The sequence below is a fragment of the Pseudomonas sp. GM18 genome (assembly GCF_000282195.1).
GTDB lineage: Bacteria > Pseudomonadota > Gammaproteobacteria > Pseudomonadales > Pseudomonadaceae > Aquipseudomonas.
On sequence record NZ_AKJT01000049.1, the window covers coordinates 107,453 to 131,250 of the forward strand.

General features: G+C 58.9%; 23 protein-coding genes. 15 read left to right on the plus strand and 8 right to left on the minus strand.

All coding sequences use genetic code 11. From position 1 onward, the window contains the following. Positions 1 to 68 precede the first annotated feature (68 nt). Positions 69 to 1,286, minus strand: coding sequence for an argininosuccinate synthase (locus PMI21_RS12825; protein WP_007938916.1), 1,218 nt, complete (start codon positions 1,284 to 1,286; stop codon positions 69 to 71). Positions 1,287 to 1,415: 129 nt separating this feature from the next. Next, complete coding sequence (locus PMI21_RS12820; protein ID WP_007938917.1) at positions 1,416 to 2,324, minus strand: flagellar protein MotY; 909 nt, start codon at positions 2,322 to 2,324, stop codon at positions 1,416 to 1,418. Between the two features lie 157 nt (positions 2,325 to 2,481). On the opposite strand from PMI21_RS12820, the gene pyrC reads away from it, so the two are divergent. Both pyrC and rnt read left to right on the plus strand, forming a co-directional pair. Beyond that, the gene (gene pyrC / locus PMI21_RS12815; protein WP_007938918.1) at positions 2,482 to 3,528 is read left to right on the plus strand and encodes a dihydroorotase; all 1,047 of its coding nucleotides are present in this window, start codon (positions 2,482 to 2,484) and stop codon (positions 3,526 to 3,528) included. After that, positions 3,525 to 4,202, plus strand: a complete 678-nt coding sequence (gene rnt / locus PMI21_RS12810) for a ribonuclease T (RefSeq protein WP_007938919.1) — start codon at positions 3,525 to 3,527, stop codon at positions 4,200 to 4,202. Before pyrC ends, rnt begins: the two co-directional genes overlap by 4 nt. 76 nt (positions 4,203 to 4,278) lie before the next feature. On the opposite strand, the gene PMI21_RS12805 is transcribed toward rnt, so the two are convergent. Then, on the minus strand, positions 4,279 to 4,881 hold the full coding sequence (locus tag PMI21_RS12805) for a peroxiredoxin (protein ID WP_007938920.1): 603 nt from the start codon (positions 4,879 to 4,881) through the stop codon (positions 4,279 to 4,281). A gap of 313 nt (positions 4,882 to 5,194) precedes the next feature. Between PMI21_RS12805 and PMI21_RS12800 the strand changes: the two genes are divergently transcribed. Then, positions 5,195 to 5,413 carry a bacterioferritin-associated ferredoxin gene (locus PMI21_RS12800; RefSeq protein WP_007938921.1) on the plus strand — a complete coding sequence of 73 codons (219 nt, stop codon included), beginning with the start codon at positions 5,195 to 5,197 and terminating at the stop codon, positions 5,411 to 5,413. A gap of 200 nt (positions 5,414 to 5,613) precedes the next feature. Then, entirely contained in the window at positions 5,614 to 6,087 is a 474-nt protein-coding gene (bfr, locus tag PMI21_RS12795) for a bacterioferritin (protein WP_007898512.1), read from the plus strand. Positions 6,088 to 6,255: 168 nt separating this feature from the next. On the opposite strand, the gene grxD is transcribed toward bfr, so the two are convergent. From grxD to PMI21_RS12780, 3 genes are all read right to left on the minus strand, one after another. After that, complete coding sequence (gene grxD, locus PMI21_RS12790) at positions 6,256 to 6,597, minus strand: Grx4 family monothiol glutaredoxin (RefSeq protein WP_007938922.1); 342 nt, start codon at positions 6,595 to 6,597, stop codon at positions 6,256 to 6,258. A 97-nt stretch (positions 6,598 to 6,694) separates the two neighbouring features. Further along, positions 6,695 to 8,803 (minus strand): molybdopterin oxidoreductase family protein, encoded by a 2,109-nt coding sequence (locus PMI21_RS12785; protein WP_007938923.1) that lies wholly within the window; start codon positions 8,801 to 8,803, stop codon positions 6,695 to 6,697. A 135-nt stretch (positions 8,804 to 8,938) separates the two neighbouring features. After that, positions 8,939 to 9,217: a hypothetical protein gene (locus tag PMI21_RS12780; protein WP_007938924.1), complete on the minus strand. Its 279-nt coding sequence runs from the start codon at positions 9,215 to 9,217 to the stop codon at positions 8,939 to 8,941. Positions 9,218 to 9,623: 406 nt separating this feature from the next. Between PMI21_RS12780 and argF the strand changes: the two genes are divergently transcribed. Next, positions 9,624 to 10,544, plus strand: a complete 921-nt coding sequence (gene argF, locus PMI21_RS12775; RefSeq protein ID WP_019581556.1) for an ornithine carbamoyltransferase — start codon at positions 9,624 to 9,626, stop codon at positions 10,542 to 10,544. Continuing rightward, complete coding sequence (locus PMI21_RS12770; protein WP_007938926.1) at positions 10,541 to 11,650, plus strand: ABC transporter ATP-binding protein; 1,110 nt, start codon at positions 10,541 to 10,543, stop codon at positions 11,648 to 11,650. The genes argF and PMI21_RS12770 overlap by 4 nt, the downstream gene beginning before the upstream one ends. A 53-nt stretch (positions 11,651 to 11,703) precedes the next feature. On the opposite strand, the gene PMI21_RS12765 is transcribed toward PMI21_RS12770, so the two are convergent. Next, the gene (locus PMI21_RS12765) at positions 11,704 to 12,486 is read right to left on the minus strand and encodes a PhzF family phenazine biosynthesis protein (protein WP_007938927.1); all 783 of its coding nucleotides are present in this window, start codon (positions 12,484 to 12,486) and stop codon (positions 11,704 to 11,706) included. 117 nt (positions 12,487 to 12,603) lie between these two features. Continuing rightward, the gene (ybaK, locus tag PMI21_RS12760; RefSeq protein ID WP_007938929.1) at positions 12,604 to 13,074 is read right to left on the minus strand and encodes a Cys-tRNA(Pro) deacylase; all 471 of its coding nucleotides are present in this window, start codon (positions 13,072 to 13,074) and stop codon (positions 12,604 to 12,606) included. Positions 13,075 to 13,443: 369 nt separating this feature from the next. Here ybaK and PMI21_RS12755 point away from each other — a divergent pair, with 369 nt between their 5' ends. The 9 genes from PMI21_RS12755 to PMI21_RS12715 form a co-directional block, all read left to right on the plus strand. Further along, on the plus strand, positions 13,444 to 14,295 hold the full coding sequence (locus tag PMI21_RS12755; protein ID WP_007938930.1) for an MIP/aquaporin family protein: 852 nt from the start codon (positions 13,444 to 13,446) through the stop codon (positions 14,293 to 14,295). A 76-nt stretch (positions 14,296 to 14,371) separates the two neighbouring features. Continuing rightward, positions 14,372 to 15,877: a glycerol kinase GlpK gene (gene glpK / locus PMI21_RS12750; RefSeq protein ID WP_007938931.1), complete on the plus strand. Its 1,506-nt coding sequence runs from the start codon at positions 14,372 to 14,374 to the stop codon at positions 15,875 to 15,877. A 95-nt stretch (positions 15,878 to 15,972) separates the two neighbouring features. Further along, positions 15,973 to 16,728 carry a DeoR/GlpR family transcriptional regulator gene (locus tag PMI21_RS12745; protein WP_007938932.1) on the plus strand — a complete coding sequence of 252 codons (756 nt, stop codon included), beginning with the start codon at positions 15,973 to 15,975 and terminating at the stop codon, positions 16,726 to 16,728. Between the two features lie 297 nt (positions 16,729 to 17,025). Next, complete coding sequence (gene glpD / locus PMI21_RS12740) at positions 17,026 to 18,564, plus strand: glycerol-3-phosphate dehydrogenase (protein WP_007938933.1); 1,539 nt, start codon at positions 17,026 to 17,028, stop codon at positions 18,562 to 18,564. Between the two features lie 445 nt (positions 18,565 to 19,009). Continuing rightward, the gene (locus PMI21_RS12735; RefSeq protein WP_007938934.1) at positions 19,010 to 19,924 is read left to right on the plus strand and encodes a glutamate/aspartate ABC transporter substrate-binding protein; all 915 of its coding nucleotides are present in this window, start codon (positions 19,010 to 19,012) and stop codon (positions 19,922 to 19,924) included. Positions 19,925 to 20,116: 192 nt separating this feature from the next. Next, the gene (locus tag PMI21_RS12730) at positions 20,117 to 20,863 is read left to right on the plus strand and encodes an amino acid ABC transporter permease (protein ID WP_007938937.1); all 747 of its coding nucleotides are present in this window, start codon (positions 20,117 to 20,119) and stop codon (positions 20,861 to 20,863) included. Beyond that, complete coding sequence (locus PMI21_RS12725) at positions 20,863 to 21,534, plus strand: amino acid ABC transporter permease (protein ID WP_007938939.1); 672 nt, start codon at positions 20,863 to 20,865, stop codon at positions 21,532 to 21,534. The genes PMI21_RS12730 and PMI21_RS12725 overlap by 1 nt, the downstream gene beginning before the upstream one ends. Next, a complete protein-coding gene (locus PMI21_RS12720) occupies positions 21,531 to 22,265 on the plus strand; it encodes an amino acid ABC transporter ATP-binding protein (RefSeq protein WP_007938941.1) in 735 nt (244 codons plus the stop codon). The genes PMI21_RS12725 and PMI21_RS12720 overlap by 4 nt, the downstream gene beginning before the upstream one ends. Positions 22,266 to 22,519: 254 nt before the next feature. Further along, positions 22,520 to 23,798: sensor histidine kinase (locus PMI21_RS12715; RefSeq protein ID WP_007938944.1), on the plus strand; the 1,279-nt coding region annotated here is incomplete at its 3' end.

The window sequence follows — 23,798 nt, forward strand, 5'->3', positions numbered from 1 at the left end:
GCAGCCCTTTTTCAGAACTGTGGCCTTGTCATCGACAAGGCCACAGTTCCATTACCGCATCAAAGGTCTCAGAACAGCTTGCGGCCTTTGTTCGCCGCGATACGCATGCGCAAGGCGTTGAGCTTGATGAAACCCGCCGCATCGGCCTGGTTGTAGGCGCCGCCATCTTCCTCGAAGGTCGCGATGTTGGCGTCGAACAACGACTCGTCGGACTTGCGACCGGTGACGATCACGTTGCCCTTGTACAGCTTCAGGCGCACTACGCCGTTCACGTGGGCCTGGGAAGCATCGATCATCTGTTGCAGCATCAGACGCTCAGGGCTCCACCAGTAACCGGTGTAGATCAGACTGGCGTACTTAGGCATCAGCTCGTCTTTGAGGTGAGCCACTTCGCGGTCCAGGGTGATCGATTCGATCGCACGGTGAGCGCGCAGCATGATGGTGCCGCCAGGCGTCTCGTAGCAACCACGGGACTTCATGCCCACATAGCGGTTTTCGACGATGTCCAGACGGCCGATACCATGTTCGCCACCGATACGGTTCAAGGTCGCCAGCACGGTGGCCGGGGTCATTTCGACGCCGTCCAGTGCAACGATGTCGCCGTTGCGGTAGGTCAGTTCCAGGTACTGCGGTTTGTCAGGAGCGTTCTCCGGGGAGACGGTCCAGCGCCACATGTCTTCTTCGTGCTCGGTCCAGGTGTCTTCAAGCACGCCGCCTTCATAGGAGATGTGCAACAGGTTGGCATCCATCGAGTACGGGGATTTTTTCTTGCCGTGACGCTCGATCGGAATCGCGTGCTTCTCGGCGTAATCCATCAGTTTCTCACGGGACAGCAGGTCCCATTCGCGCCACGGAGCGATCACTTTCACGCCAGGCTTCAAAGCGTAGGCGCCCAGTTCGAAACGAACCTGGTCGTTGCCCTTGCCGGTCGCGCCGTGGGAAATGGCGTCCGCGCCGGTTTCGTTGGCGATTTCGATCAGGCGTTTGGCGATCAACGGACGAGCGATGGAAGTACCCAGCAGGTACTCGCCTTCGTAAACGGTGTTGGCGCGGAACATCGGGAACACGAAATCACGCACGAACTCTTCGCGCAGATCGTCGATATAGATTTCTTTTACGCCCATGGCCTGTGCCTTGGCGCGGGCCGGTTCGACCTCTTCGCCCTGACCCAGGTCAGCGGTGAAGGTCACTACTTCACAGTTATAAGTATCCTGCAGCCACTTGAGGATCACCGAAGTGTCCAGGCCGCCGGAATACGCCAGAACGACCTTGTTTACGTCCGCCATGCCATCACTCCACGGGGTTCTACGGAAAGCTGTCAAGTCTACCGCTCATGCAGGATAATTTACAGAGGCGCGACAGCTTATGACGACGAAGCGACAGATTATGTCGAGCGGGCGACGAATTCAGCAGGTTCAGGAGGTCGTCGCGCTGCTCGCGGCGGCCGTGGCTTGCGGCGCCGGTTTCTCGGTCGGTGCGACCCGTTCGAGGCGCACGGCAACCCGGCGGTTCTTCGCCCGGTTGGCGGCATTGTTGTTAGGCGCCAGCGGATAGCGCTCACCGTGAAAACGCAGGGTGATCTGCGACTCCTGAACACCATTGGCCTTAAAGAAATCCATCACCGCCAGCGCCCGGCGTCGTGACAGTTCACGGTTGGTCAGGCGGTTGCCACTGTTGTCGGAATGGCCGTCGAGTTCAATGTGGTTGACCGTCGGATCGGCCTTCATGAACTCCAGCATGACCTGCAGGTGAGCCTTGGCGTTGGCGTCGAGATCGATACCCTCCCCCGGAAAACCGATCTCGGATTGCTTCACCTGCTCGAAATTCTGCGGCAGCAGCTTGGCCACGCACCCCTGATAGTCACTGTAGGCCTTACTGAACTTGACCGGCAACAGACGGACTTCAGACACCCGACCGTCGCCCGAGGAATGTCGAACGACCGGGCTGCGACCATCCATCAACCCGCTGATCAGGCGCCCGGCCTGAGCTTGCGAGCTGTTGAACAGCACGTTGCCACTACCGATTCTCACCGACCCCAGGTTGATGTCGCCACGCCCCGGCTGCCATGGCGCGGCCGCCGCCAGCAAGGTGGCGGAACCCCCACCGATCATTGAGTTGTAGGCCTTCAGACGAAATGTCGCCTGCTCGCCGGCGCGACGCACAAACTCACCCGAACCGAAATCAGTGATCGGTTGAGTCAGGCGGCATTCGAACTTGTCACCTTCGACCGTCCACTCGATGCTCTCCAGACGAGTCTGGAAAGTGAGCGCCATCGCGGGAAGGCTGGCAAACACACTGAGCAAGGCTAAATAACGCTGGCGCACGGGAGGCTCCACTGGCTTCTACGACAAAAAGACCGACACATATATTCACGGCCTGCCTGTTGGGTATCGGAAGCTTGTCGTAAAACTTGATAGCGAGTGCCTGGAAGAGTCTTTTCCGGTAGCATTCCCCTGAGTTTGACCCGCCTGGAATTCCCTCATGTCCGACCGCCTGACCCTGCTGCGTCCCGACGACTGGCACATTCATCTTCGCGATGGTGCCGTGTTGACCAATACCGTCGCGGATGTCGCGCGCACCTTTGGTCGCGCCATCATCATGCCCAACCTGGTACCTCCGGTGCGCAACGCTGCTGAAGCCGATGGCTATCGCCAGCGGATTCTCGCCGCACGTCCGGCCGGCAGCCGTTTCGAACCGCTGATGGTTCTGTACCTGACCGACCGCACCCAGCCCGAAGAAATTCGTGAGGCCAAGGCCAGCGGTTTCATTCACGCCGCCAAGCTGTACCCGGCCGGCGCGACCACCAACTCGGACTCTGGCGTCACCAGCATCGACAAGATTTTCCCTGCACTGGAGGCCATGGCCGAAGTCGGGATGCCCTTGCTGGTTCACGGTGAAGTCACCCGTGGCGATGTCGACGTTTTCGATCGGGAAAAAATCTTCATCGATGAGCACATGCGTCGCGTGGTCGAGCGTTTCCCGACGCTCAAAGTGGTGTTCGAACACATCACCACCGCCGACGCCGTGCAGTTCGTCAACTCGGCTTCGGCCAATGTTGGCGCCACCATTACCGCGCATCACCTGTTGTACAACCGCAACCACATGCTGGTCGGCGGGATTCGGCCGCACTTCTATTGCCTGCCGATCCTCAAGCGCAATACCCACCAGGAAGCCCTGCTCGACGCCGCCACCAGCGGCAGCGATAAGTTCTTCCTCGGTACCGACTCGGCCCCCCATGCCCAGCACGCCAAAGAAGCGGCTTGCGGCTGTGCCGGTTGCTACACCGCTTATGCCGCGATCGAGATGTATGCCGAAGCCTTCGAACAGCGTAATGCGCTGGACAAGCTCGAAGCCTTCGCCAGCCTCAATGGCCCGCGCTTCTACGGTCTGCCGGCGAACACCGATCGCATCACCCTGGTCCGCGACGAGTGGACCGCCCCAACCAGCCTGCCATTTGGCGAGCTGACCGTTATCCCGCTGCGCGCCGGTGAAAAACTGCGCTGGCGCCTGCTGGAGGAACACGCGTGAGTGAAGACCATTTCGACGACGAACAGGACGGTCAAGGCGGTGGAGGTGGTCCTCGTCATCCAATGGCTGCCAGATTCCGTGGTTACCTGCCGGTTGTCGTCGACGTAGAAACCGGTGGCTTCAACTCGGCCACCGATGCCCTGCTGGAAATTGCCGCAACCACCATCGCCATGGATGAAAAAGGGTTCGTGTACCCCGATCACACCTACTTCTTCCGGGTCGAGCCTTTCGAAGGCGCCAACATCGAAGCAGCAGCCCTGGAGTTCACCGGGATCAAACTCGATCACCCGTTGCGCATGGCGGTGAGTGAAGAAGCGGCGCTGACCGATATCTTCCGCGGTATTCGCAAGGCCCTGAAGGCCAACGGTTGCAAACGGGCGATCCTGGTCGGTCACAACAGCAGCTTCGACCTGGGTTTCCTCAACGCAGCAGTCGCGCGCCTGGACATGAAACGCAACCCGTTTCACCCTTTCTCCAGCTTCGACACCGCGACCCTCGCCGGTCTTGCCTACGGTCAAACCGTACTGGCCAAGGCCTGTCAGGCAGCGGACATCGACTTCGACGGTCGCGAGGCTCATTCGGCTCGCTACGATACCGAGAAGACCGCTGAGCTGTTCTGCGGCATCGTCAATCGCTGGAAACAGATGGGCGGCTGGGAAGACTACAACGACTGATACTGGTCGCCGGTTTATCCCGCCCATAAAAAAACCGGCCTCAGTGAGGCCGGTTTTTTATTGCCGGACGCCTGGCTTACAGCGCAGCAGCGTGCTCGGTCAGGTAAGCCGCAACGCCTTCTGGCGAAGCGTTCATGCCCTTGTCGCCTTTTTTCCAGTTGGCAGGGCAAACTTCGCCGTGCTCTTCGTGGAATTGCAGAGCGTCAACCAGACGGATCAGCTCTTCCATGTTACGGCCCAGCGGCAGGTCGTTGATGATCTGCGAGCGGACAACGCCTTTGTCGTCGATCAGGAACGCACCACGGAAAGCTACGCCGTCAGCGGACTGAACGTCGTAAGCCTTCATGATTTCCTGCTTGATGTCAGCAGCCATGGTGTAGCGAACCTGGCCGATACCGCCATTGTTCACCGGGGTGTTGCGCCATGCGTTGTGGGTGAAGTGCGAGTCGATCGAAACGGCGACCACTTCAACATTGCGTGCCTTGAAGTCAGCCATGCGGTTGTCCAGAGCGATCAGCTCGGACGGGCAAACGAAGGTGAAGTCCAGTGGGTAGAAGAACACCAGGCCGTATTTGCCTTTGATGGCCGAGGACAGGGTGAAGCTGTCTACGATTTCGCCATTGCCGAGTACGGCCGGTACGGTGAAGTCAGGGGCTTGTTTGCCTACGAGTACGCTCATTGGATATCTCCTGGTGTAATAACGTTGAAGAACAGGGCTCATGCCAGCCTGTCACCCTCAGGCGACAGCCCTGTGACACGAACCTCCTTCGCAAAAGGCCGACCATCATACACCGCGTTTTTCGCCTGTCCTTAGCGGTTTTTGTCTGACGGGCAAAATGGCCGCTGCTATATTTTTTACAAGGCGCGAGAGGAAACCGTTCGTCAGTCACACGCCCTTATGACGAAAAGCCTTCTGAAACCACTTTGACAATCATTCTCGTTAACATTAAGATCCATCGCAATTGAGTCACAACCAGCGACGGTTCTCACTTATGTATGTCTGCCTCTGCACTGGCGTCACCGACGGTCAAATCCGCGATGCAATCTATGAAGGTTGCTGCAGCTACAAAGAAGTCCGTCAAGCTACCGGCGTAGCCAGCCAATGCGGTAAATGCGCTTGCCTGGCCAAGGAAGTGGTGCGTGAAACACTGGGCAAACTGCAAACGGCCCAGGCGGCGATCCCCTACCCCGTAGAATTTACAGCCGCATAACTACCGTATTTCGAAGAACCGGACTTGATGTCCGGTTTTTTTATGTCTGAAAATCAATCGCTTAGAGCCTAGACGCGGAACACAAACATTCTTATTCCGATTAATTTTCATTTAAGTTTCAATAACTTAGGTTTGACACTGTTAATTACCCGGCTCAAACTCTGCCTTATATACAGCTAATACAGGGCAGGACTCCCACCATGAAAGGCGACGTTACAGTCATCCAGCATCTCAACAAAATCCTTGCCAATGAACTGGTCGCGATCAATCAGTACTTCCTGCATGCGCGTATGTATGAAGATTGGGGCCTGAACAAGCTCGGCAAGCACGAGTACCACGAATCCATCGACGAGATGAAGCACGCTGACAAGCTGATCAAGCGCATCCTGTTCCTTGAAGGCCTGCCGAACGTCCAGGACCTGGGCAAGCTGCACATCGGCGAACACACCAAGGAAATGCTTGAGTGCGACTTGAAGATCGAACGCGACGGCCATGCCGACCTGAAAGTCGCTATCGCTCATTGCGAAACCGTTGGCGACTTCGGTAGCCGTGAACTCCTCGAAGACATTCTTGAATCCGAAGAAGAACATATCGACTGGCTGGAAACCCAACTGGGCCTGATCGATAAAGTCGGTCTTGAGAACTATCTGCAATCGCAGATGGGCGAAGAGTAAGCGCTGCGGCACGATTGCAGCGGCAATGTGCAGTAACTTCTTGAACGCAATGAAAAGCCCCGCTCTCTTTTACAGAGGCGGGGCTTTTTTACATGCTGAAGATCAAAAGATCGCAGCCTTCGGCAGCTCCTACACTGGGTCGCGGTATACCCGTAGGGAGCTTGCGTCTCAGGCTTCGGTCTTGGCAGCGGCGGCTTTGGCGGCGGCGTCTTTGATCAGTGCCTGCAACGATCCGTCGGCAGACATTTCAGTCATGATGTCGCTACCACCAACCAGCTCACCAGCGACCCACAGTTGTGGGAAGGTTGGCCAGTTGGCGTACTTTGGCAGGTTGGCGCGGATTTCCGGGTTCTGCAGGATATCCACATAGGCAAATTTTTCACCACAGGCCATCACAGCCTGGGCGGCTTTCGCGGAGAACCCACACTGCGGGGCATTCGGCGAGCCTTTCATGTAAAGCAGAATGGTGTTGTTGGCAATCTGCTCTTTAATCGTTTCGATGATATCCATGGAGCACCTCGGCTGAACTTTCCGACTCAGTGGTCGGCACGGTGGCGCATTGTAACGGAAACCCGAGCGCCATGCTCGGCCTCCCCGACAGACATGTTCACGCCGCCGCCACGGTCACCGGAACGCCGTTCAATGCCGCATTGCCCGACAACTCATCGAGCTGACATTCGTCAGTCAGGTCATTGGCGCTGGAACCTGGCTGGCCACTGGCAATTGTCATCTGCACGCCCGGTCGCGCATGGCCCCAACCGTGGGGCAGGCTGACCACTCCTTTCATCATATCGAGGCTGGCGACCACTTCAACCTCGATCACGCCGACCCGCGAGCTGACACGCACCCGCTGCCCATCGCTGAGCCCGCGGCTGGCCAGGTCGTCCGGGTGCATCAGCAGTTGATGGCGCGGCTTGCCCTTCACCAGGCGGTGATAGTTGTGCATCCACGAGTTGTTGCTGCGCACATGGCGGCGACCGATCATCAGCAACTCATCGGCGGCTGGTGCTTGCAACGCCGCAAAGCGCGCCAGATCGGCGAGGATCTCCACAGGCGCTGCCTGGACGCGCTGATTGGCCGTTTTCAGACGAGGCGTCAAATTAGGCTTGAGCGCGCCGAGGTCGACGCCGTGAGGGTGATCGAACAAGGTCGCCAGCGACAGTTTGTGCTCTGAAGCATCGCCATACAGGCCCATCCGCAGCCCCCGGTCGATCATCTGCGCCGGCGCAATGGTCGGTTTCAGCTCCTTGCCGGTCTTCGCCGCAAAGGCTTTGGCCAGCCCCACGAAGATCTCCCAGTCATGCAGCGCGCCTTGCGGCTTGGCGAGAATCGCCCGGTTGAAACGGGTGACGTTGCGCACCGCGAACATATTGAACGTGGTGTCGTAATGATCGTTTTCCAGCGCCGAAGTCGACGGCAGGATCAGGTCGGCATAACGCGTGGTTTCATTGATGTAAAGGTCGACGCTGACCATGAACTCCAGCCCGTCCAGCGCCTGCTCCAACTGTCGGCCATTGGGCGTGGACAGCACCGGATTACCCGCCACGGTGATCAGCGCACGGACCTGCCCTTCCCCTTCGGTGAGCATCTCTTCGGCCAGCGCCGACACCGGCAACTCGCCGCCGTATTCAGGACGCCCGGAGACGCGGCTTTGCCACAGATTGAAATGGCCGCCCGAAGTGGACGCCACCAGGTCCACCGCCGGCTCGGTGCACAACGCACCGCCGACACGATCAAGGTTGCCGGTCACCAGATTGATCAGTTGCACCAGCCAATGGCACAGGGTGCCGAAGGCCTGGGTCGAGACGCCCATGCGGCCGTAGCAGACCGCAGTCGGGGCTGCCGCGAAGTCCCGCGCCAGTTGGCGGATCTGCTCGGCGGGCACTGCACACAGCGGGCTCATGGCCTCGGCAGTGAAACCTGCGATCGCCTTACGCACTTCATCCAGACCATCGACCGGCAAATGACTGTCGCGGGTCAGGCCTTCAGCGAATAACGTATTGAGCAGCCCGAACAACAGCGCCGCATCGCCACCGGGGCGCACGAACAGATGCTGATCGGCAATCGCCGCCGTTTCGCTGCGGCGCGGATCGACCACCACCACTTTGCCGCCCCGGGCCTGAATCGCCTTCAGGCGCTTCTCCACATCCGGCACGGTCATGATGCTACCGTTGGAGGCCAGTGGATTGCCGCCCAGAATCAACATGAAATCGGTGTGATCGATGTCCGGGATCGGCAACAGCAAGCCGTGGCCGTACATCAAATGACTGGTCAGGTGATGGGGCAACTGATCGACCGACGTCGCGGAAAACCGGTTGCGGGTTTTCAACAGGCCGAGGAAGTAATTGCTGTGGGTCATCAACCCGTAGTTGTGCACGCTGGGGTTGCCCTGATAAACCGCCACCGCGTTCTGCCCGTGACGTTCCTGAATCGCTGCCAGGCGTTCGGCTACAAGGCTGAACGCATCTTCCCACTCGATAGGCTGCCATTCGCTGCCCACCCGCTGCATCGGCTGACGCAAGCGATCCGGGTCGTTCTGAATGTCTTGCAGGGCAACCGCTTTGGGGCAGATATGCCCACGGCTGAAGCTGTCCTGAGGATCACCCTTGATCGAGGTGATCTGCACGCCGCTGCCTTCGACCTCAGTGGTTTCAATGGTCAGGCCGCAGATGGCTTCACACAGGTGGCACGCACGGTGATGGAGAGTCTTGGTCATGGCCAGTCTCTGTTTTGTTCTGGGCGGGCAATGTGGGCCGCGGGAACAAAACTATGGCGCGTGGTTCGCTACCGCGCCAGCGACGTTCGTCTCGTGAATTGGCGACCATCAGGCCAGCCGATGGCAGCAAGAGGATCAGTTCGGCGGCGCCTGCAACTGGATTTCCTCAATGGTTTCTATTTGCTCGTGGGCGACATGCACGCCGGTGAGTTCGCCGATCAGCCGCCAATGCTCGTCGAGCCCGGCGCTGATGGTGGCCATGCGGTCGATCATGCGCCGGCCAGCCGCCTTCGTGACTTCGTCCTCACTGCGCATCAACTCGAAAGACATCGAGGTCATGGAAGCCGTGAGGTGGGTCAGAGAGCGTGCCGTAAGGCCAAGTAGCTCCATCAATAGCTGTTCTTTCGATTCCATTCCTGGGGCTTCCTGCGTCGCTCGTGCTTTAGTTATAACCCAGCACTTTGCATTAGCAAATGTTTCAGACCAGACACATTGCCCGCCAAAGGCTCGAATGACAGGTCAAAAACCGACTGCCAGTATGTCTCCCGCGCCCCGTCTGATTGCCAAGCCCGGCGGGCCCAGTGTACAAATGGTCAGCTGCTGTCAGGACACAGGCTTCAAAAGCGCTACCGCGGTCACCCCGTAGCCTCTCTGAAATCCTCTAAACACCGTAGCCTATTGGAAAAACGCGACATTTAATGTCAATATCGCGCCTCCCCCTATTTCGTCGCCCCGTGCGGCTTACGCCGCAGGTCTCGCCCGTTTTTCAGTTAAACAAGGCTTTGAGTATCTGCGGTCTGTTGCAAAAAGGTAGTCAATGATGAGCGCAAGGCACTTTCTCTCCCTGATGGATTGCACGCCCGAAGAGCTGGTCAGCGTGATCCGTCGAGGCGTTGAGCTCAAGGACCTGCGTAACCGCGGCGTACTGTTCGAGCCTTTGAAAAACCGCGTCCTGGGGATGATTTTCGAGAAGTCCTCGACCCGTACCCGTATTTCGTTCGAAGCCGGCATGATCCAGCTTGGTGGCCAGGCGATCTTCCTGTCGCCACGCGACACTCAACTGGGCCGTGGCGAGCCGATCGGCGACGCCGCCATTGTCATGTCGAGCATGCTCGATGCAGTGATGATCCGTACGTTTTCGCACAGCACCCTGACCGAATTCGCCGCCAATTCGCGAGTCCCGCTGATCAACGGCCTGTCCGATGACCTGCACCCGTGCCAGTTGCTGGCCGACATGCAAACCTTCCTCGAACATCGCGGTTCGATCCAAGGCAAGACCGTGGCCTGGATCGGCGACGGCAACAACATGTGCAACAGCTATATAGAAGCGGCGATCCAGTTCGACTTCCAGTTGCGCATCGCCTGCCCGGAAGGTTACGAACCCAACCCTGAATTCGTGGCCAAGGCCGGCGATCGGGTAAGCATCGTCCGCGATCCGCAGGAAGCCGTGCGCGGCGCGCACCTGGTGAGCACCGACGTCTGGACCTCCATGGGCCAGGAAGAGGAAACCGCCAAGCGCCTGAAGCTGTTCGCACCGTTCCAGGTCAACCGGGCGCTGCTCGACCTGGCCGCACCGGACGTGCTGTTCATGCATTGCCTGCCGGCCCACCGTGGCGAGGAAATCAGCCTCGACCTGCTCGACGACCCGCGCTCGGTGGCCTGGGATCAAGCCGAAAACCGTCTGCATGCACAAAAGGCCTTGCTCGAATTTCTCGTCCCACCTTCGTACCACCACGCATGAGCCAGCCATTACTGCTGAACCTGCGCAATCTGGCCTGTGGTTATCAAAACCAGCGGGTTGTGCAGAACCTCAACCTGCATTTGAATGCCGGCGATATAGGCTGCCTGCTGGGCTCTTCGGGTTGCGGCAAGACCACCACCCTGCGAGCCATTGCCGGTTTCGAACCGGTGCACGAAGGTGAAATCCAGTTGGCGGGCGAGACCATCTCCAGCGCCGGTTTCACCCTCGCCCCGGAGAAACGCCGGATCGGCATGGTGTTCCAGGATTACGCGCTGTTTCCGCATTTGAGCGTGGCCGAGAACATCGCCTTCGGGATCCGCAAGCATCCGCAAAAGGATCGCGTCACCGAAGAGCTGCTCGAACTGGTCAACCTGAAAAACCTCGGCAAGCGCTTTCCCCATGAGCTGTCCGGTGGCCAGCAGCAGCGAGTTGCACTGGCCCGCGCCCTGGCGCCGGAACCGCAACTGTTGTTGCTCGACGAACCGTTCTCCAACCTCGACGGTGAACTGCGACGCAAGCTCAGCCATGAAGTACGCGACATCCTCAAGGCTCGCGGCACCAGTGCGATTCTGGTGACCCACGATCAGGAAGAAGCCTTCGCGGTCAGCGACCATGTCGGTGTTTTCAAGGAAGGTCGGCTGGAGCAGTGGGACACGCCCTACAACCTCTATCACGAACCGCTGACGCCGTATGTGGCCAGCTTCATTGGCCAGGGTTACTTCATTCGCGGTCAGTTGAGCAGCCCGGAGTCGGTGCAGACCGAGTTGGGGGAATTGCGTGGCAATCGTGCCTACACTTGGCCGATCGGTGGCGCCGTGGACGTATTGCTGCGTCCGGACGATATTGTTTATGCACCGTCCAGCCCACTGAGGGCGCAGATTGTTGGCAAGAGCTTCCAGGGTGCATCAACGCTGTACCGCTTGCAGTTGCCTACAGGCGCACAGCTGGAGTCGATTTTCCCGAGTCATGCCGATCACCGGGTCGGTGCTGAAGTTGGTATTCGGGTAGCGGCGGAACACCTGGTGCTGTTCCAGGCCTCCGGCAGCACAGCGGCGCAGATTCCGACGATTGAATCCGGTGTCAGGCGCTACAGCGCCGCTAGCTGACACCTGAATCCGTAGGAGCAGGGGGGGCGCCTAGCCCTGCTCCTACCAAAAAATTATCCGAGCAATAGTTTGCCGCTTGCGACCAGCGTCGCATTCCCGCCAATACTCACCCGATCCCCTTCCAGCTGACAAAATAACTCCCCGCCCCGCGCCGAGCACTGATAAGCCGTCAGACTCGACTTGCTCAAGCGTTTCGACCAGTACGGAATCAGGCTGCAATGGGTCGAACCGGTCACCGGGTCTTCGTTGATGCCGATCGCCGGGGCAAAATAGCGCGACACAAAGTCATGCTTGTTGCCCTTGGCTGTCACGATGGCGCCCGGCCACGGCAGTTTCGCCAGGGCAATCATGTCCGGCTCACAATCGAGCACCGCCTGCTCGGACTCCAGCACCACGAACAATTCGTTCGAGCCCAGCACATCGACCGCCTCGACGCCCAAGGCGCGCTCGACATCCAGGGTCACGCCCACTTCCGACGGCACGATTGCCGGGAAATCCAGCCACAAGCGCCCACCCTCTCGGCTGACACTCAGCGGGCCGGACTTGCAGATGAACTCCAGTCGCTCGACCGGTTCCTTATAGAGTTCAAACAGCACGTAGGCGCTGGCCAGGGTCGCATGGCCACATAACGGGACTTCGGTGGTCGGGGTAAACCAGCGGATGCGCCAGACAGCACCCTCACGTACCAGGAACGCGGTTTCGGCGAGGTTGTGTTCGGCGGCGATTTTTTGCATCAACTCATCATCGAGCCAGCTGTCGAGCCGGTACACCATCGCCGGGTTGCCACTGAACGGCCGATCACTGAACGCATCGATCTGATGAAACTCAAGCTGCATGGCACTTCTCCCTTTCTTCAGGTCGCCGAGCATGCAGCCAGGCCCAGCCCTTCACCAGTGACAGAACGAACCAATTTCCACCATACAGCGCCGGGTTGTAAGCCCAAGACCTTCTGCTCAGGCACGACCGATATCGGCGAACTTCGCCTGGGTGTGTTCGGCCAACACGGCGGGCGCCAGTTCGACTTCCAGACCGCGCCGCCCAGCGCTGACGAAGATGCTGGAAAACGGCTGGGCCGAATGATCGATAAACGTACGCAGGCGCTTCTTCTGCCCGAGCGGGCTGATACCGCCCAACAGATACCCCGTCGAACGCTGCGCAGCGGCAGGATCGGCCATTTCGACTTTTTTCACGCCTGCGGCCTGTGCCAGCGCCTTCAAGTCCAGACTTCCGACGACCGGCACCACCGCCACCAATAACTCCCCCTTCTCGCTGGCCGCCAGCAATGTCTTGAACACCTGCGCGGGGTCCAGGCCCAATTTCTCCGCGGCCTCCAGACCATAGGACGCTGCCTTCGGATCATGTTCGTAACTGTGCACGCGATGTTCGGCACGAACTTTTTTCAACAAATCCAATGCGGGGGTCATGACAGCTCCAGACTTGGCGGCAGAAGAAAAATACTGCGCAGGATTCTAGGTCATTGATCGATAAAAGGCTCTATTTCGGCGCTATTTCAAAGGCCTGGCCGGGCTTTCGGCCGTTCATCCACACGCTTCTCGCCAGATGAACGACGCGATCATTCACAGGACTAATAGTTTAAATATGACTGATGGTTCACTTTCGACCTTTGACAGCAGCGTTTCTTGTCTATATTTTTTCGAATGTGAATACTGCACAAATGTCTCACCGCAGCACCCGGCAGTAAGCCGAGCACAGGATGGGGATCCTGCCTCGGTGAAAATCGCGCTTTGACCTTGATGGAAAAGCGCCAGACAACAACAAAAACGAGGTTTTCAATGACAACTGCTTTACAACAGCCGTCGCTCTCGAGCCAATGCATGGCCGAGTTTCTGGGTACTGCACTGCTGATATTTTTCGGTACCGGCTGCGTTGCCGCGCTCAAGGTGGCGGGTGCCAGCTTCGGGCTGTGGGAAATCAGTATCATCTGGGGGGTTGGCGTCAGCATGGCGATCTACCTCACCGCCGGCGTTTCCGGTGCGCACCTCAACCCTGCCGTGAGTATCGCGCTGAGCATTTTCGCTGACTTCGAAAAGCGCAAACTGCCTTTCTATATTTTCTCCCAGGTGGCCGGCGCCTTCTGCGGGGCATTGTTGGTTTACACGCTGTACAGCAACCTGTTCTTCGATTTCGAACAAACTCACCATATGGTTCGTGGTACCGAAGCCAGCCTTGAATTGGCCTCGGTGTTCTCCACCTTCCCGAACCCTGCCCTGTCCACGGCCCAGGCCTTTCTGGTTGAAGTGATCATCACCGCCATTCTGATGGGCGTGATCATGTCGCTGACCGACGACAACAATGGCCTGCCCAAAGGACCACTGGCACCGTTGCTGATCGGCCTGTTGATTGCTGTGATCGGCAGCTCGATGGGTCCGCTGACCGGTTTCGCGATGAACCCGGCCCGCGACTTCGGTCCTAAACTAATGACTTTCTTCGCAGGCTGGGGTGAAATTTCCTTCACTGGCGGACGCGATATCCCGTACTTCCTGATTCCGGTTTTTGCACCGATTGTCGGTGCCTGTCTCGGTGCTGCAGCTTATCGCGGGCTGATTGCCCGTCATCTGCCCGGCGCCATACCTGCTACAAAGGATTCAGCACTGGCCATTGACGGCAAACCAAGAACGTCTTGAAACCGTTGGCGCGTGATCCTGCCCATTTTGGTCCCGCGCCTGACTTCACTTCCTTATTTCGTCCAAGGCAATCGACATGACCGACATTCAGAATAAGAACTACATCATTGCCCTCGATCAGGGTACGACCAGCTCCCGCGCGATCATTTTCGACCGCGACGCGAACGTGGTCTGCACCGCCCAACGCGAATTCGCACAGCATTACCCACAAGCCGGCTGGGTCGAACACGACCCGATGGAAATCTTCGCCACCCAAAGCGCCGTGATGGTCGAGGCCCTGGCTCAAGCCGGCCTGCATCACGACCAGGTCGCGGCAATCGGCATCACCAACCAGCGCGAAACCACCGTGGTCTGGGACAAGACCACCGGCCGCCCGATCTACAACGCGATCGTCTGGCAGTGCCGCCGCAGCACCGAAATCTGCCAGCAGCTCAAGCGCGATGGCCACGAGCAATACATCAGCGACACCACGGGCCTGGTCACCGACCCGTACTTCTCCGGCACCAAGCTCAAGTGGATCCTCGACAATGTCGAAGGCAGCCGCGAACGGGCGCGTAAGGGTGAACTGCTGTTCGGCACCGTCGACAGCTGGCTGATCTGGAAATTTACCGGCGGCAAGGTGCACGTCACCGACTACACCAACGCCTCGCGCACCATGCTCTTCAACATCCACACGCTGGAGTGGGACGCGAAGATGCTGGAGGTCCTCGACATCCCGCGCGAGATGCTGCCGGAAGTTAAGTCCTCGTCCGAAATCTACGGCCACACTAAAAGCGGCATCGCCATTGGCGGTATCGCCGGAGACCAGCAGGCCGCCCTGTTCGGCCAGATGTGCGTCGAGCCAGGCCAGGCGAAAAACACCTACGGCACCGGTTGCTTCCTGTTGATGAACACCGGCGACAAAGCGGTGAAGTCCAAGCACGGCATGCTGACCACCATCGCTTGCGGCCCACGCGGCGAAGTGGCCTATGCGCTGGAAGGCGCGGTGTTCAACGGTGGTTCCACCGTGCAGTGGCTGCGTGACGAACTGAAGATCATCAACGACGCCCACGACACCGAATACTTCGCCAACAAGGTCAAGGACAGCAACGGCGTATACCTGGTGCCGGCCTTCACCGGCCTGGGCGCTCCGTACTGGGACCCGTATGCCCGTGGCGCGCTGTTCGGCCTGACGCGTGGCGTACGCGTGGATCACATCATTCGTGCCGCGCTTGAGTCGATTGCCTACCAGACCCGCGACGTTCTGGACGCCATGCAGCAGGATTCCGGCGAACGCCTCAAAGCCTTGCGCGTGGACGGCGGCGCAGTGGCGAACAATTTCCTGATGCAATTCCAGGCCGACATCCTCGGCACTCAGGTGGAGCGTCCGAAAATGCGCGAAACCACCGCGTTGGGCGCCGCTTACCTGGCGGGTTTGGCCTGCGGCTTCTGGGGCAGCTTGGAGGAGTTGCGCGGCAAGGCCGTAATCGAGCGCGAGTTCGAACCGGCGCTGGACGAAACCGCGAAGGAAAAACTCTATGCCGGCTGGAAAAAAGCCGTCAGCCGCACTCGCGATTGGGAACCGCACGAAGGCGCTGAATAAGCCAGGGACCGGATTCGTATCCGGTTGTAACTGGTCGGGAGCGGATTCCTGCGGCATCATGGGCAAATTTTGCACGGCAGCCCAAAGGAAGCCCCATGAATCTGCCTCCCCGTCAGCAGCAAATCCTCGAACTGGTCCGCGAACGCGGCTATGTCAGCATCGAGGAAATGGCCCAGCTGTTCGTCGTTACACCGCAAACCATCCGCCGTGATATCAACCAACTGGCGGAAGTAAATCTGTTGCGTCGCTATCACGGCGGCGCAGCCTACGACTCCAGCGTCGAAAACACCGCCTACGCCATGCGCGCCGATCAGATGCGCGATGAAAAGCAGCGTATCGGCGAAGCCATTGCGGCACAGATTCCCGATCACGCCTCGCTGTTCATCAATATCGGCACCACCACCGAATCCATCGCTCGGGCGCTGCTCAACCACAGCCACCTGAAAATCATCACCAATAACCTGCATGTGGCCTCGATGCTCAGCGCCAAGGACGACTTCGACGTGCTGCTGACCGGTGGCAACGTACGGCGTGACGGTGGCGTGGTCGGTCAGGCCAGCGTCGACTTCATTAACCAGTTCAAGGTCGACTTCGCCCTGGTCGGCATCAGCGGTATCGATGAAGACGGCAGCTTGCTGGATTTCGATTATCAGGAAGTGCGGGTGTCCCAGGCGATCATCGCCAACGCCCGACAGGTAATTCTCGCGGCGGACTCCAGCAAATTCGGGCGCAACGCCATGATTCGCCTGGGGCCGATCAGCTTGATCGATTGCCTGGTCACCGACCAGCCGCCCTCGCCGGCCCTGGCGCAGTTGTTGAGCCAGCACAAGATTCGGCTCGAGGTCGTTTAACCTTCCCCTCACATCTTCGTCGGCTGCCCAGACGCTATCGCGAGCAGGCTCGCTCCCACAGGTTCAGCGCAACCCTTGTGGCAGCGAGCCTGCTCGCGATAGCAATCTCTGCCGCACCTCCTCATTTGTGCCCTACCGCACATCTAAATGTTCGGAAATTTTCCTTTAACAGCCCTTCGATCAGTATTTTCAATCGAAGCACACTGGCTGCGCGCGTCTTTATGGGCTAGTATTTTCGAAAATGAACATTAATGTTCGAATTCAAATATAGAAATCCAAAAAGCCCGAGGCCAGCCGATGCCCACTTCTACTTTGCCTACGCCCCCTCTTGCCGAGGTCTACGATATCGCCGTCATCGGTGGTGGGATCAATGGCGTGGGGATCGCAGCGGATGCCGCCGGTCGCGGCCTTTCGGTGTTCCTTTGCGAAAAGGATGATCTGGCCAGCCACACCTCGTCGGCCAGCAGCAAGCTGATCCACGGTGGCCTGCGCTACCTGGAGCATTATGAATTCCGCCTGGTGCGCGAAGCCCTGGCCGAACGCGAAGTGCTGCTGGCCAAGGCGCCGCACATCGTCAAACAGATGCGCTTCGTGCTGCCGCACCGCCCGCACCTGCGTCCGGCCTGGATGATCCGCGCCGGCCTGTTCCTTTATGACCACCTCGGCAAACGGGAAAAACTCGAAGGCTCGAAAAGCCTGAAGTTCGGCCCGGACAGCGCGCTGAAAAGCGAAATCACCAAAGGCTTCGAATACTCCGATTGCTGGGTCGATGACGCGCGCCTCGTGGTGCTGAACGCCATGGCTGCCCGCGAGAAAGGTGCCCACGTTCATACGCAAACCCGCTGTGTCAGTGCCCGTCGCACCAAGGGCCTGTGGCACATGAACCTGGAACGCGCCGATGGCAGCCTGTTTTCGATCCGCGCCAAGGCACTGGTGAACGCAGCAGGCCCATGGGTCGCCCAGTTCATTCGTGACGACCTGAAGATGGAATCGCCGTACGGCATCCGTCTGATCCAGGGCAGCCACCTGATCGTGCCGAAACTGTACGAAGGCGAACACGCGCACATTCTGCAAAACGAAGATCAGCGCATCGTCTTCACTATTCCGTACCTGAACCACTTCACCCTGATCGGCACCACCGACCGTGAGTACACCGGCGACCCGGCAAAAGTGGCGATCACCGAAGGCGAAACCGATTACCTGCTCAAAGTGGTCAACGCCCACTTCAAGAAACAACTCAGCCGCGCGGACATCCTGCACAGCTACTCCGGCGTTCGTCCGCTGTGCAACGATGAATCCGACAACCCGTCGGCCGTCACCCGCGACTACACCCTGGCATTGTCGGGCGCTGACGAAGAAGCGCCGTTGCTGTCGGTGTTCGGCGGCAAGCTGACGACCTACCGCAAACTGGCCGAGTCGGCGCTGGCACAACTGGCTCCGTACTTCACGCACATCAAGCCAAGCTGGACCGCCAGCGCCCCCCTGCCCGGCGGCGAAGACATGACCACCCCGCAGGCGTTGAGCTCGCGGATCCGCGACAAGTTCGACTGGATCCCCACCGAGATCGCCCGTCGCTGGTCCACCACTTACGGCAACCGCACCTGGCGCATGCTCGAAGGCGTGGAAAACCTCGGTGACCTGGGCGAACACATCGGCGGCGGCCTCTACACCCGCGAAGTCGACTACCTGTGCAGCGAAGAATGGGTAACCACCGCCGATGACATCCTGTGGCGCCGCAGCAAGCTTGGGCTGTTCACCACCCCGGCGGAACAGCAAAAGCTCAAGGAATACCTGAACAAGGTCGAACAGAACCGCAGCAAGATCGAAGCCGCCTGATCGGATATCCGGTTAAACCAAAGCCTCTGAATCTCATGATTCAGGGGCTTTTTCATATCTCGTATATCTGTAGGAGCGAGCGGTGCGGCGATCCGACTTGCCCGCGAAAAACGATAACGCGGTGTACCCGTCGGACCGCGGTGCCCCATTCGCGGGCAAGCCTCGCTTCTACAGGTTGACGCTACGATTCATTCGGTTTTCCGAACGCGACTTGTCGGTCGATTCGGTAAACCGGATCACTTAGCCGCAAATTCAACGCAATAAATATTTAATCCCCTTATAAATCAATTACTTGATCCGTATCGCCCGGCCTGGCACGAGTCATGCTCTACACTCTTCGACGAATGTTTGTTGCGCTACTCCTTCAGGAACCACCAAGCATTCGAAGCAGCAAAAAAGGCCGATGAACTGGCTCCATAAAAAAAACAATGTCGAGGAAAATTTGATGCGCATCGTTCCCCATCTCCTGGGCGCAGCCATTGCTGCCGCTCTGATTAGCACTCCAGTTTTCGCCGCCGAACTCACCGGCACACTGAAGAAGATCAAAGAGTCCGGCACCATCACCCTCGGGCATCGTGACGCGTCCATTCCGTTTTCCTACATCGCGGATGCTTCCGGCAAACCGGTTGGCTACTCCCACGATATCCAGCTGAAAATCGTCGAAGCCATCAAGAAAGACCTGGACATGCCCAACCTCCAGGTCAAATACAACCTGGTGACCTCGCAAACCCGTATCCCGCTGGTGCAGAACGGCACCGTGGACGTCGAGTGCGGCTCCACCACCAACAACGTCGAGCGTCAGCAACAAGTTGACTTCTCCGTCGGCATCTTCGAAATCGGCACCAAGCTGCTGGCCAAGAAAGACTCGCCCTACAAAGACTTCGCCGACCTGAAAGGCAAGAACGTCGTGACCACCGCCGGCACCACGTCCGAGCGCATCCTCAAGTCGATGAACGCCGACAAGCAGATGGGCATGAACGTGATCTCCGCCAAAGACCATGGCGAATCCTTCCAGATGCTGGAAACCGGCCGTGCCGTGGCATTCATGATGGACGACGCCTTGCTGGCCGGTGAAATGGCCAAGGCCAAGAAGCCGGATGACTGGGCCGTGACCGGCACACCACAATCGTTCGAAATCTACGGCTGCATGGTTCGCAAGGGCGACGCACCGTTCAAGAAAGCCGTCGACGACGCAATCATCGCGACCTACAAGTCGGGCGAGATCAACAAGATCTACGAAAAATGGTTCATGCAGCCAATCCCGCCAAAAGGCCTGAACCTGAACTTCCCGATGAGCAACGAGCTCAAGGCCCTGATCGCCAATCCGACCGACAAAGCGGCTGACGAAAAGAAATCCTGATTTCTGACTAACCTTATCCCCTGAAAAGGCCTTTGCCCTTTCAGGGGTTGTCACTCCCTGCTGGCATTTCTGGAAACACTCGAACCGGTGGCTGTCGAGCCGTTCGCGTGTGTCTGATCGTCATGATCAGGCGGGAACGGAGCTTCCCCAGGCGGGCACTTGTACATCGATCGAATCCGAGGGGAGACCCTAATGAATTACAACTGGGACTGGGGCGTGTTCTTCAAGTCCACCGGCGTGGGCAACGAAATTTATTTCGACTGGTACCTCTCCGGTTTGGGCTGGACCATCGCCATCGCCGTCGCCGCCTGGATCATCGCGCTGCTGCTGGGCTCGATCCTGGGCGTCATGCGCACGGTGCCGAATCGCATCGTATCGGGCATCGCGACCTGCTACGTCGAACTCTTCCGCAACGTGCCGCTGCTGGTTCAGCTGTTCATCTGGTACTTCCTGGTACCCGACCTGCTGCCGCAAAACCTGCAGGACTGGTACAAGCAGGACCTGAACCCGACCACTTCGGCCTTCCTCAGCGTCGTCGTGTGCCTGGGCCTGTTCACCACGGCTCGCGTTTGTGAACAAGTGCGCACCGGTATCCAGGCGCTGCCCCGCGGCCAGGAATCGGCTGCCCGCGCCATGGGTTTCAAGCTGCCGCAGATCTACTGGAACGTGCTACTGCCCCAGGCTTACCGGATCATCATTCCGCCGCTTACCTCGGAATTCCTGAACGTGTTCAAGAACTCCTCCGTCGCGTCGCTGATCGGCCTGATGGAGCTGCTCGCGCAGACCAAACAGACCGCCGAGTTCTCCGCCAACCTGTTCGAAGCCTTCACCCTGGCAACGCTGATCTACTTCACCCTGAACATGAGCCTGATGCTGCTGATGCGCGCGGTCGAGAAGAAAGTCGCCGTACCGGGCCTGATTTCCGTAGGGGGTAAATGATGGAATTCGACTTCTCGGGCATCATTCCGTCCCTGCCGGGTATGTGGAACGGCATGGTCATGACCCTCAAGCTGATGGCCCTGGGCGTGAGCGGCGGGATCATCCTCGGCACGATCCTGGCGTTGATGCGCCTGTCCCACAGCAAACTGCTGTCGAACATTGCCGGCGCCTACGTTAACTACTTCCGCTCGATCCCGCTGCTGCTGGTCATCACCTGGTTCTACCTGGCGGTGCCGTTCGTATTGCGCTGGATCACCGGCGAAGACACCCCGATCGGCGCGTTCGCCTCGTGCATCGTGGCGTTCATGATGTTCGAAGCCGCGTACTTCTGCGAAATCGTCCGGGCTGGTGTGCAGTCGATTCCCAAGGGCCAGATGGGCGCTGCCCAGGCCCTGGGCATGACGTACGGCCAGATGATGCGGTTGATCATCCTGCCGCAAGCGTTCCGCAAGATGACCCCGCTGCTGTTGCAACAGAGCATCATCCTGTTTCAGGACACCTCGCTGGTCTACGCGGTCGGCCTGGTGGACTTCCTCAATGCCTCGCGTGCCAGTGGTGACATCATCGGCCGCTCCAATGAGTTCCTGATCTTCGCAGGTCTCACGTACTTCATCATCAGCTTTGCCGCCTCGCAGCTGGTCAAGCGTCTGCAAAAAAGGTTCGCCGTATGATCTCTATCAAGAACGTCAACAAGTGGTATGGGGACTTCCAGGTACTGACTGATTGCAGCACCGAGGTCAAAAAAGGCGAAGTGATTGTGGTGTGCGGGCCGTCCGGTTCCGGCAAATCCACCCTGATCAAGTGCGTCAACGCCCTGGAGCCGTTCCAGAAAGGTGACATCGTGGTCGACGGCACCTCCATCGCCGACCCGAAGACCAACCTGCCGAAACTGCGTTCGCGCGTGGGCATGGTGTTCCAGCATTTCGAACTGTTCCCGCACCTGACCATCACCGAAAACCTGACCATCGCGCAGATCAAGGTGTTGGGCCGCAGCAAGGAAGAAGCCACCAAGAAAGGCCTGCAACTGCTTGAGCGTGTCGGCCTGTCTGCCCATGCGCATAAGCATCCGGGCCAGCTTTCCGGTGGCCAGCAACAACGTGTGGCGATTGCCCGTGCGCTGGCGATGGACCCGATCGTCATGCTGTTCGACGAACCGACCTCGGCACTGGACCCGGAAATGGTCAACGAAGTACTCGACGTGATGGTGCAACTGGCCCACGAAGGCATGACCATGATGTGCGTGACCCACGAAATGGGCTTCGCCCGCAAGGTTGCGGACCGGGTGATCTTCATGGACGCCGGCAAGATTATCGAAGACTGCAAGAAAGAAGAGTTCTTCGGCGACATCAACGCCCGCTCCGAGCGTGCGCAGCATTTCCTCGAGAAGATTTTGCAGCACTAAGACGGAAGACACCGCTCCCCCCTGTGGGAGGGGGCTTCTGTGGTGAGGGGGCTTGCCCCCGTTGGACTGCGTAGCAGTCCCAATACCTGAATACTCGGCTTGTCAGATACAACCCGAATCCAGATATTGGGGCCGCTTCGCGACCCAACGGGGGCAAGCCCCCTCGCCACAAAAGCCCCCTCGCCACACAGCAGCTCCCACAGGGCTAGTGGGTATATGGATATTTGTGTTGTGGTTGACCCAAGGCATCTGTGATGAAATGCGACTCCACTCTCTATCGCGCAGCGCCGCCATCACTCGCCGTGAAACCCCGTTTGATTCGCCATCTGTTCCTGCCGCCGCTGATCATCGCCCTGATGATCGGATTGGGTTACATCGGCTTCTGGGTCAGTGAACACTACGGCATTCGCAACCTCAGCGAGAACGGTCAGCGTCAGCTGGAACTGCACGCCCGCGCCGTCGAAAGCGAGATCAGCAAATACACCTACCTGCCCAGCCTTCTGGAACTCGAATCGAGTGTTTCCAGGCTGTTGGCCGACCCGTCGCCGGAACACCGGCAGACAGTCAACGAATACCTCGAAGGCCTGAACCGGCGCAGCCGCAGTCGGGCCATTTATGTGATGGACACCACCGGTCGCGTACTGGCCACCAGCAACTGGCGCGATGTCGACAGTTACCTGGGCGAAGACCTGTCCTTCCGCGCCTATTTCCAGAACGCCGTGCGCGGTCAGCCGGGACGTTTCTACGGCATCGGCAGCACCAGCGGAGAACCCGGCTATTACCTGGCTCATGGCCTGGAAGAGCACGGCAAGATCACCGGCGTCGCGGTGGTCAAGGTGCGCCTCGAAGCCATGGAAGAACGCTGGCAGCGCGCGCGCCTGGAAGCGTTCGTCAGCGACGAGAACGGCATCATCATTCTCTCCAGCGATCCGGCGCGGCGGCTCAAGTCGGTGCTGCCGTTGAGCGACGACACCAAGGAACGCCTGGCCCGCAGCCTCCAGTACTACTGGTATCCGCTGAATGAACTGCAACCGCTGGCCCGAGAGAAACTGGCTGAAGGCGAGGAAAAACTGACCTTCCCCGCCAACAGCGAACTGGTGTCCGATGAAGAGAACATCAGCTACCTGTCGCAAACCCGACCGCTGAGCGACACCCCGTGGAATTTCACCCTGCTCACGCCTCTGCAAGACCTGCGGCGTGAAGCGATCAATCAGGGGATTCTGGTAGCGGTGGCGTTTGCCCTGGTGGCCTTCCTGCTGATCGCCTGGAATGAGCGGCGCAAAGTGATCGCCACCCGCCTCGCGGCGCGGGAAGCCTTGCAGGAAGCCAACAATCAACTGGAGCGTAGGATTACCGAACGCACCACCGACCTGCGCGCCAGCAACGAACGGCTCAAGGGCCAGATTCGTGAACGCCGGCAGGCTGAAGAAACCTTGCGCCGCGCCCAGGATGAGCTGGTCCAGGCCGGCAAACTGGCGGCCATCGGCCAGATGTCCACCAGCATTGCCCACGAACTGAACCAGCCACTGGGGG

Excerpts from the sequence above, each read along its gene's own strand:
- bfr (WP_007898512.1), top strand. The coding sequence starts at position 5,614 with ATGAAAGGCGACGTTACAGTCATCCAGCATCTCAACAAAATCCTTGCC.
- PMI21_RS12725 (WP_007938939.1), top strand. The coding sequence starts at position 20,863 with ATGGAATTCGACTTCTCGGGCATCATTCCGTCCCTGCCGGGTATGTGG.
- PMI21_RS12720 (WP_007938941.1), top strand. The coding sequence starts at position 21,531 with ATGATCTCTATCAAGAACGTCAACAAGTGGTATGGGGACTTCCAGGTA.
- PMI21_RS12735 (WP_007938934.1), top strand. The coding sequence starts at position 19,010 with ATGCGCATCGTTCCCCATCTCCTGGGCGCAGCCATTGCTGCCGCTCTG.
- PMI21_RS12765 (WP_007938927.1), bottom strand. The coding sequence starts at position 12,486 with ATGCAGCTTGAGTTTCATCAGATCGATGCGTTCAGTGATCGGCCGTTC.
- PMI21_RS12800 (WP_007938921.1), top strand. The coding sequence starts at position 5,195 with ATGTATGTCTGCCTCTGCACTGGCGTCACCGACGGTCAAATCCGCGAT.
- PMI21_RS12730 (WP_007938937.1), top strand. The coding sequence starts at position 20,117 with ATGAATTACAACTGGGACTGGGGCGTGTTCTTCAAGTCCACCGGCGTG.
- glpD (WP_007938933.1), top strand. The coding sequence starts at position 17,026 with ATGCCCACTTCTACTTTGCCTACGCCCCCTCTTGCCGAGGTCTACGAT.
- PMI21_RS12755 (WP_007938930.1), top strand. The coding sequence starts at position 13,444 with ATGACAACTGCTTTACAACAGCCGTCGCTCTCGAGCCAATGCATGGCC.
- PMI21_RS12825 (WP_007938916.1), bottom strand. The coding sequence starts at position 1,286 with ATGGCGGACGTAAACAAGGTCGTTCTGGCGTATTCCGGCGGCCTGGAC.
- argF (WP_019581556.1), top strand. The coding sequence starts at position 9,624 with ATGAGCGCAAGGCACTTTCTCTCCCTGATGGATTGCACGCCCGAAGAG.
- PMI21_RS12785 (WP_007938923.1), bottom strand. The coding sequence starts at position 8,803 with ATGACCAAGACTCTCCATCACCGTGCGTGCCACCTGTGTGAAGCCATC.
- glpK (WP_007938931.1), top strand. The coding sequence starts at position 14,372 with ATGACCGACATTCAGAATAAGAACTACATCATTGCCCTCGATCAGGGT.
- pyrC (WP_007938918.1), top strand. The coding sequence starts at position 2,482 with ATGTCCGACCGCCTGACCCTGCTGCGTCCCGACGACTGGCACATTCAT.
- PMI21_RS12770 (WP_007938926.1), top strand. The coding sequence starts at position 10,541 with ATGAGCCAGCCATTACTGCTGAACCTGCGCAATCTGGCCTGTGGTTAT.
- PMI21_RS12780 (WP_007938924.1), bottom strand. The coding sequence starts at position 9,217 with ATGGAATCGAAAGAACAGCTATTGATGGAGCTACTTGGCCTTACGGCA.
- grxD (WP_007938922.1), bottom strand. The coding sequence starts at position 6,597 with ATGGATATCATCGAAACGATTAAAGAGCAGATTGCCAACAACACCATT.
- PMI21_RS12805 (WP_007938920.1), bottom strand. The coding sequence starts at position 4,881 with ATGAGCGTACTCGTAGGCAAACAAGCCCCTGACTTCACCGTACCGGCC.
- PMI21_RS12745 (WP_007938932.1), top strand. The coding sequence starts at position 15,973 with ATGAATCTGCCTCCCCGTCAGCAGCAAATCCTCGAACTGGTCCGCGAA.
- ybaK (WP_007938929.1), bottom strand. The coding sequence starts at position 13,074 with ATGACCCCCGCATTGGATTTGTTGAAAAAAGTTCGTGCCGAACATCGC.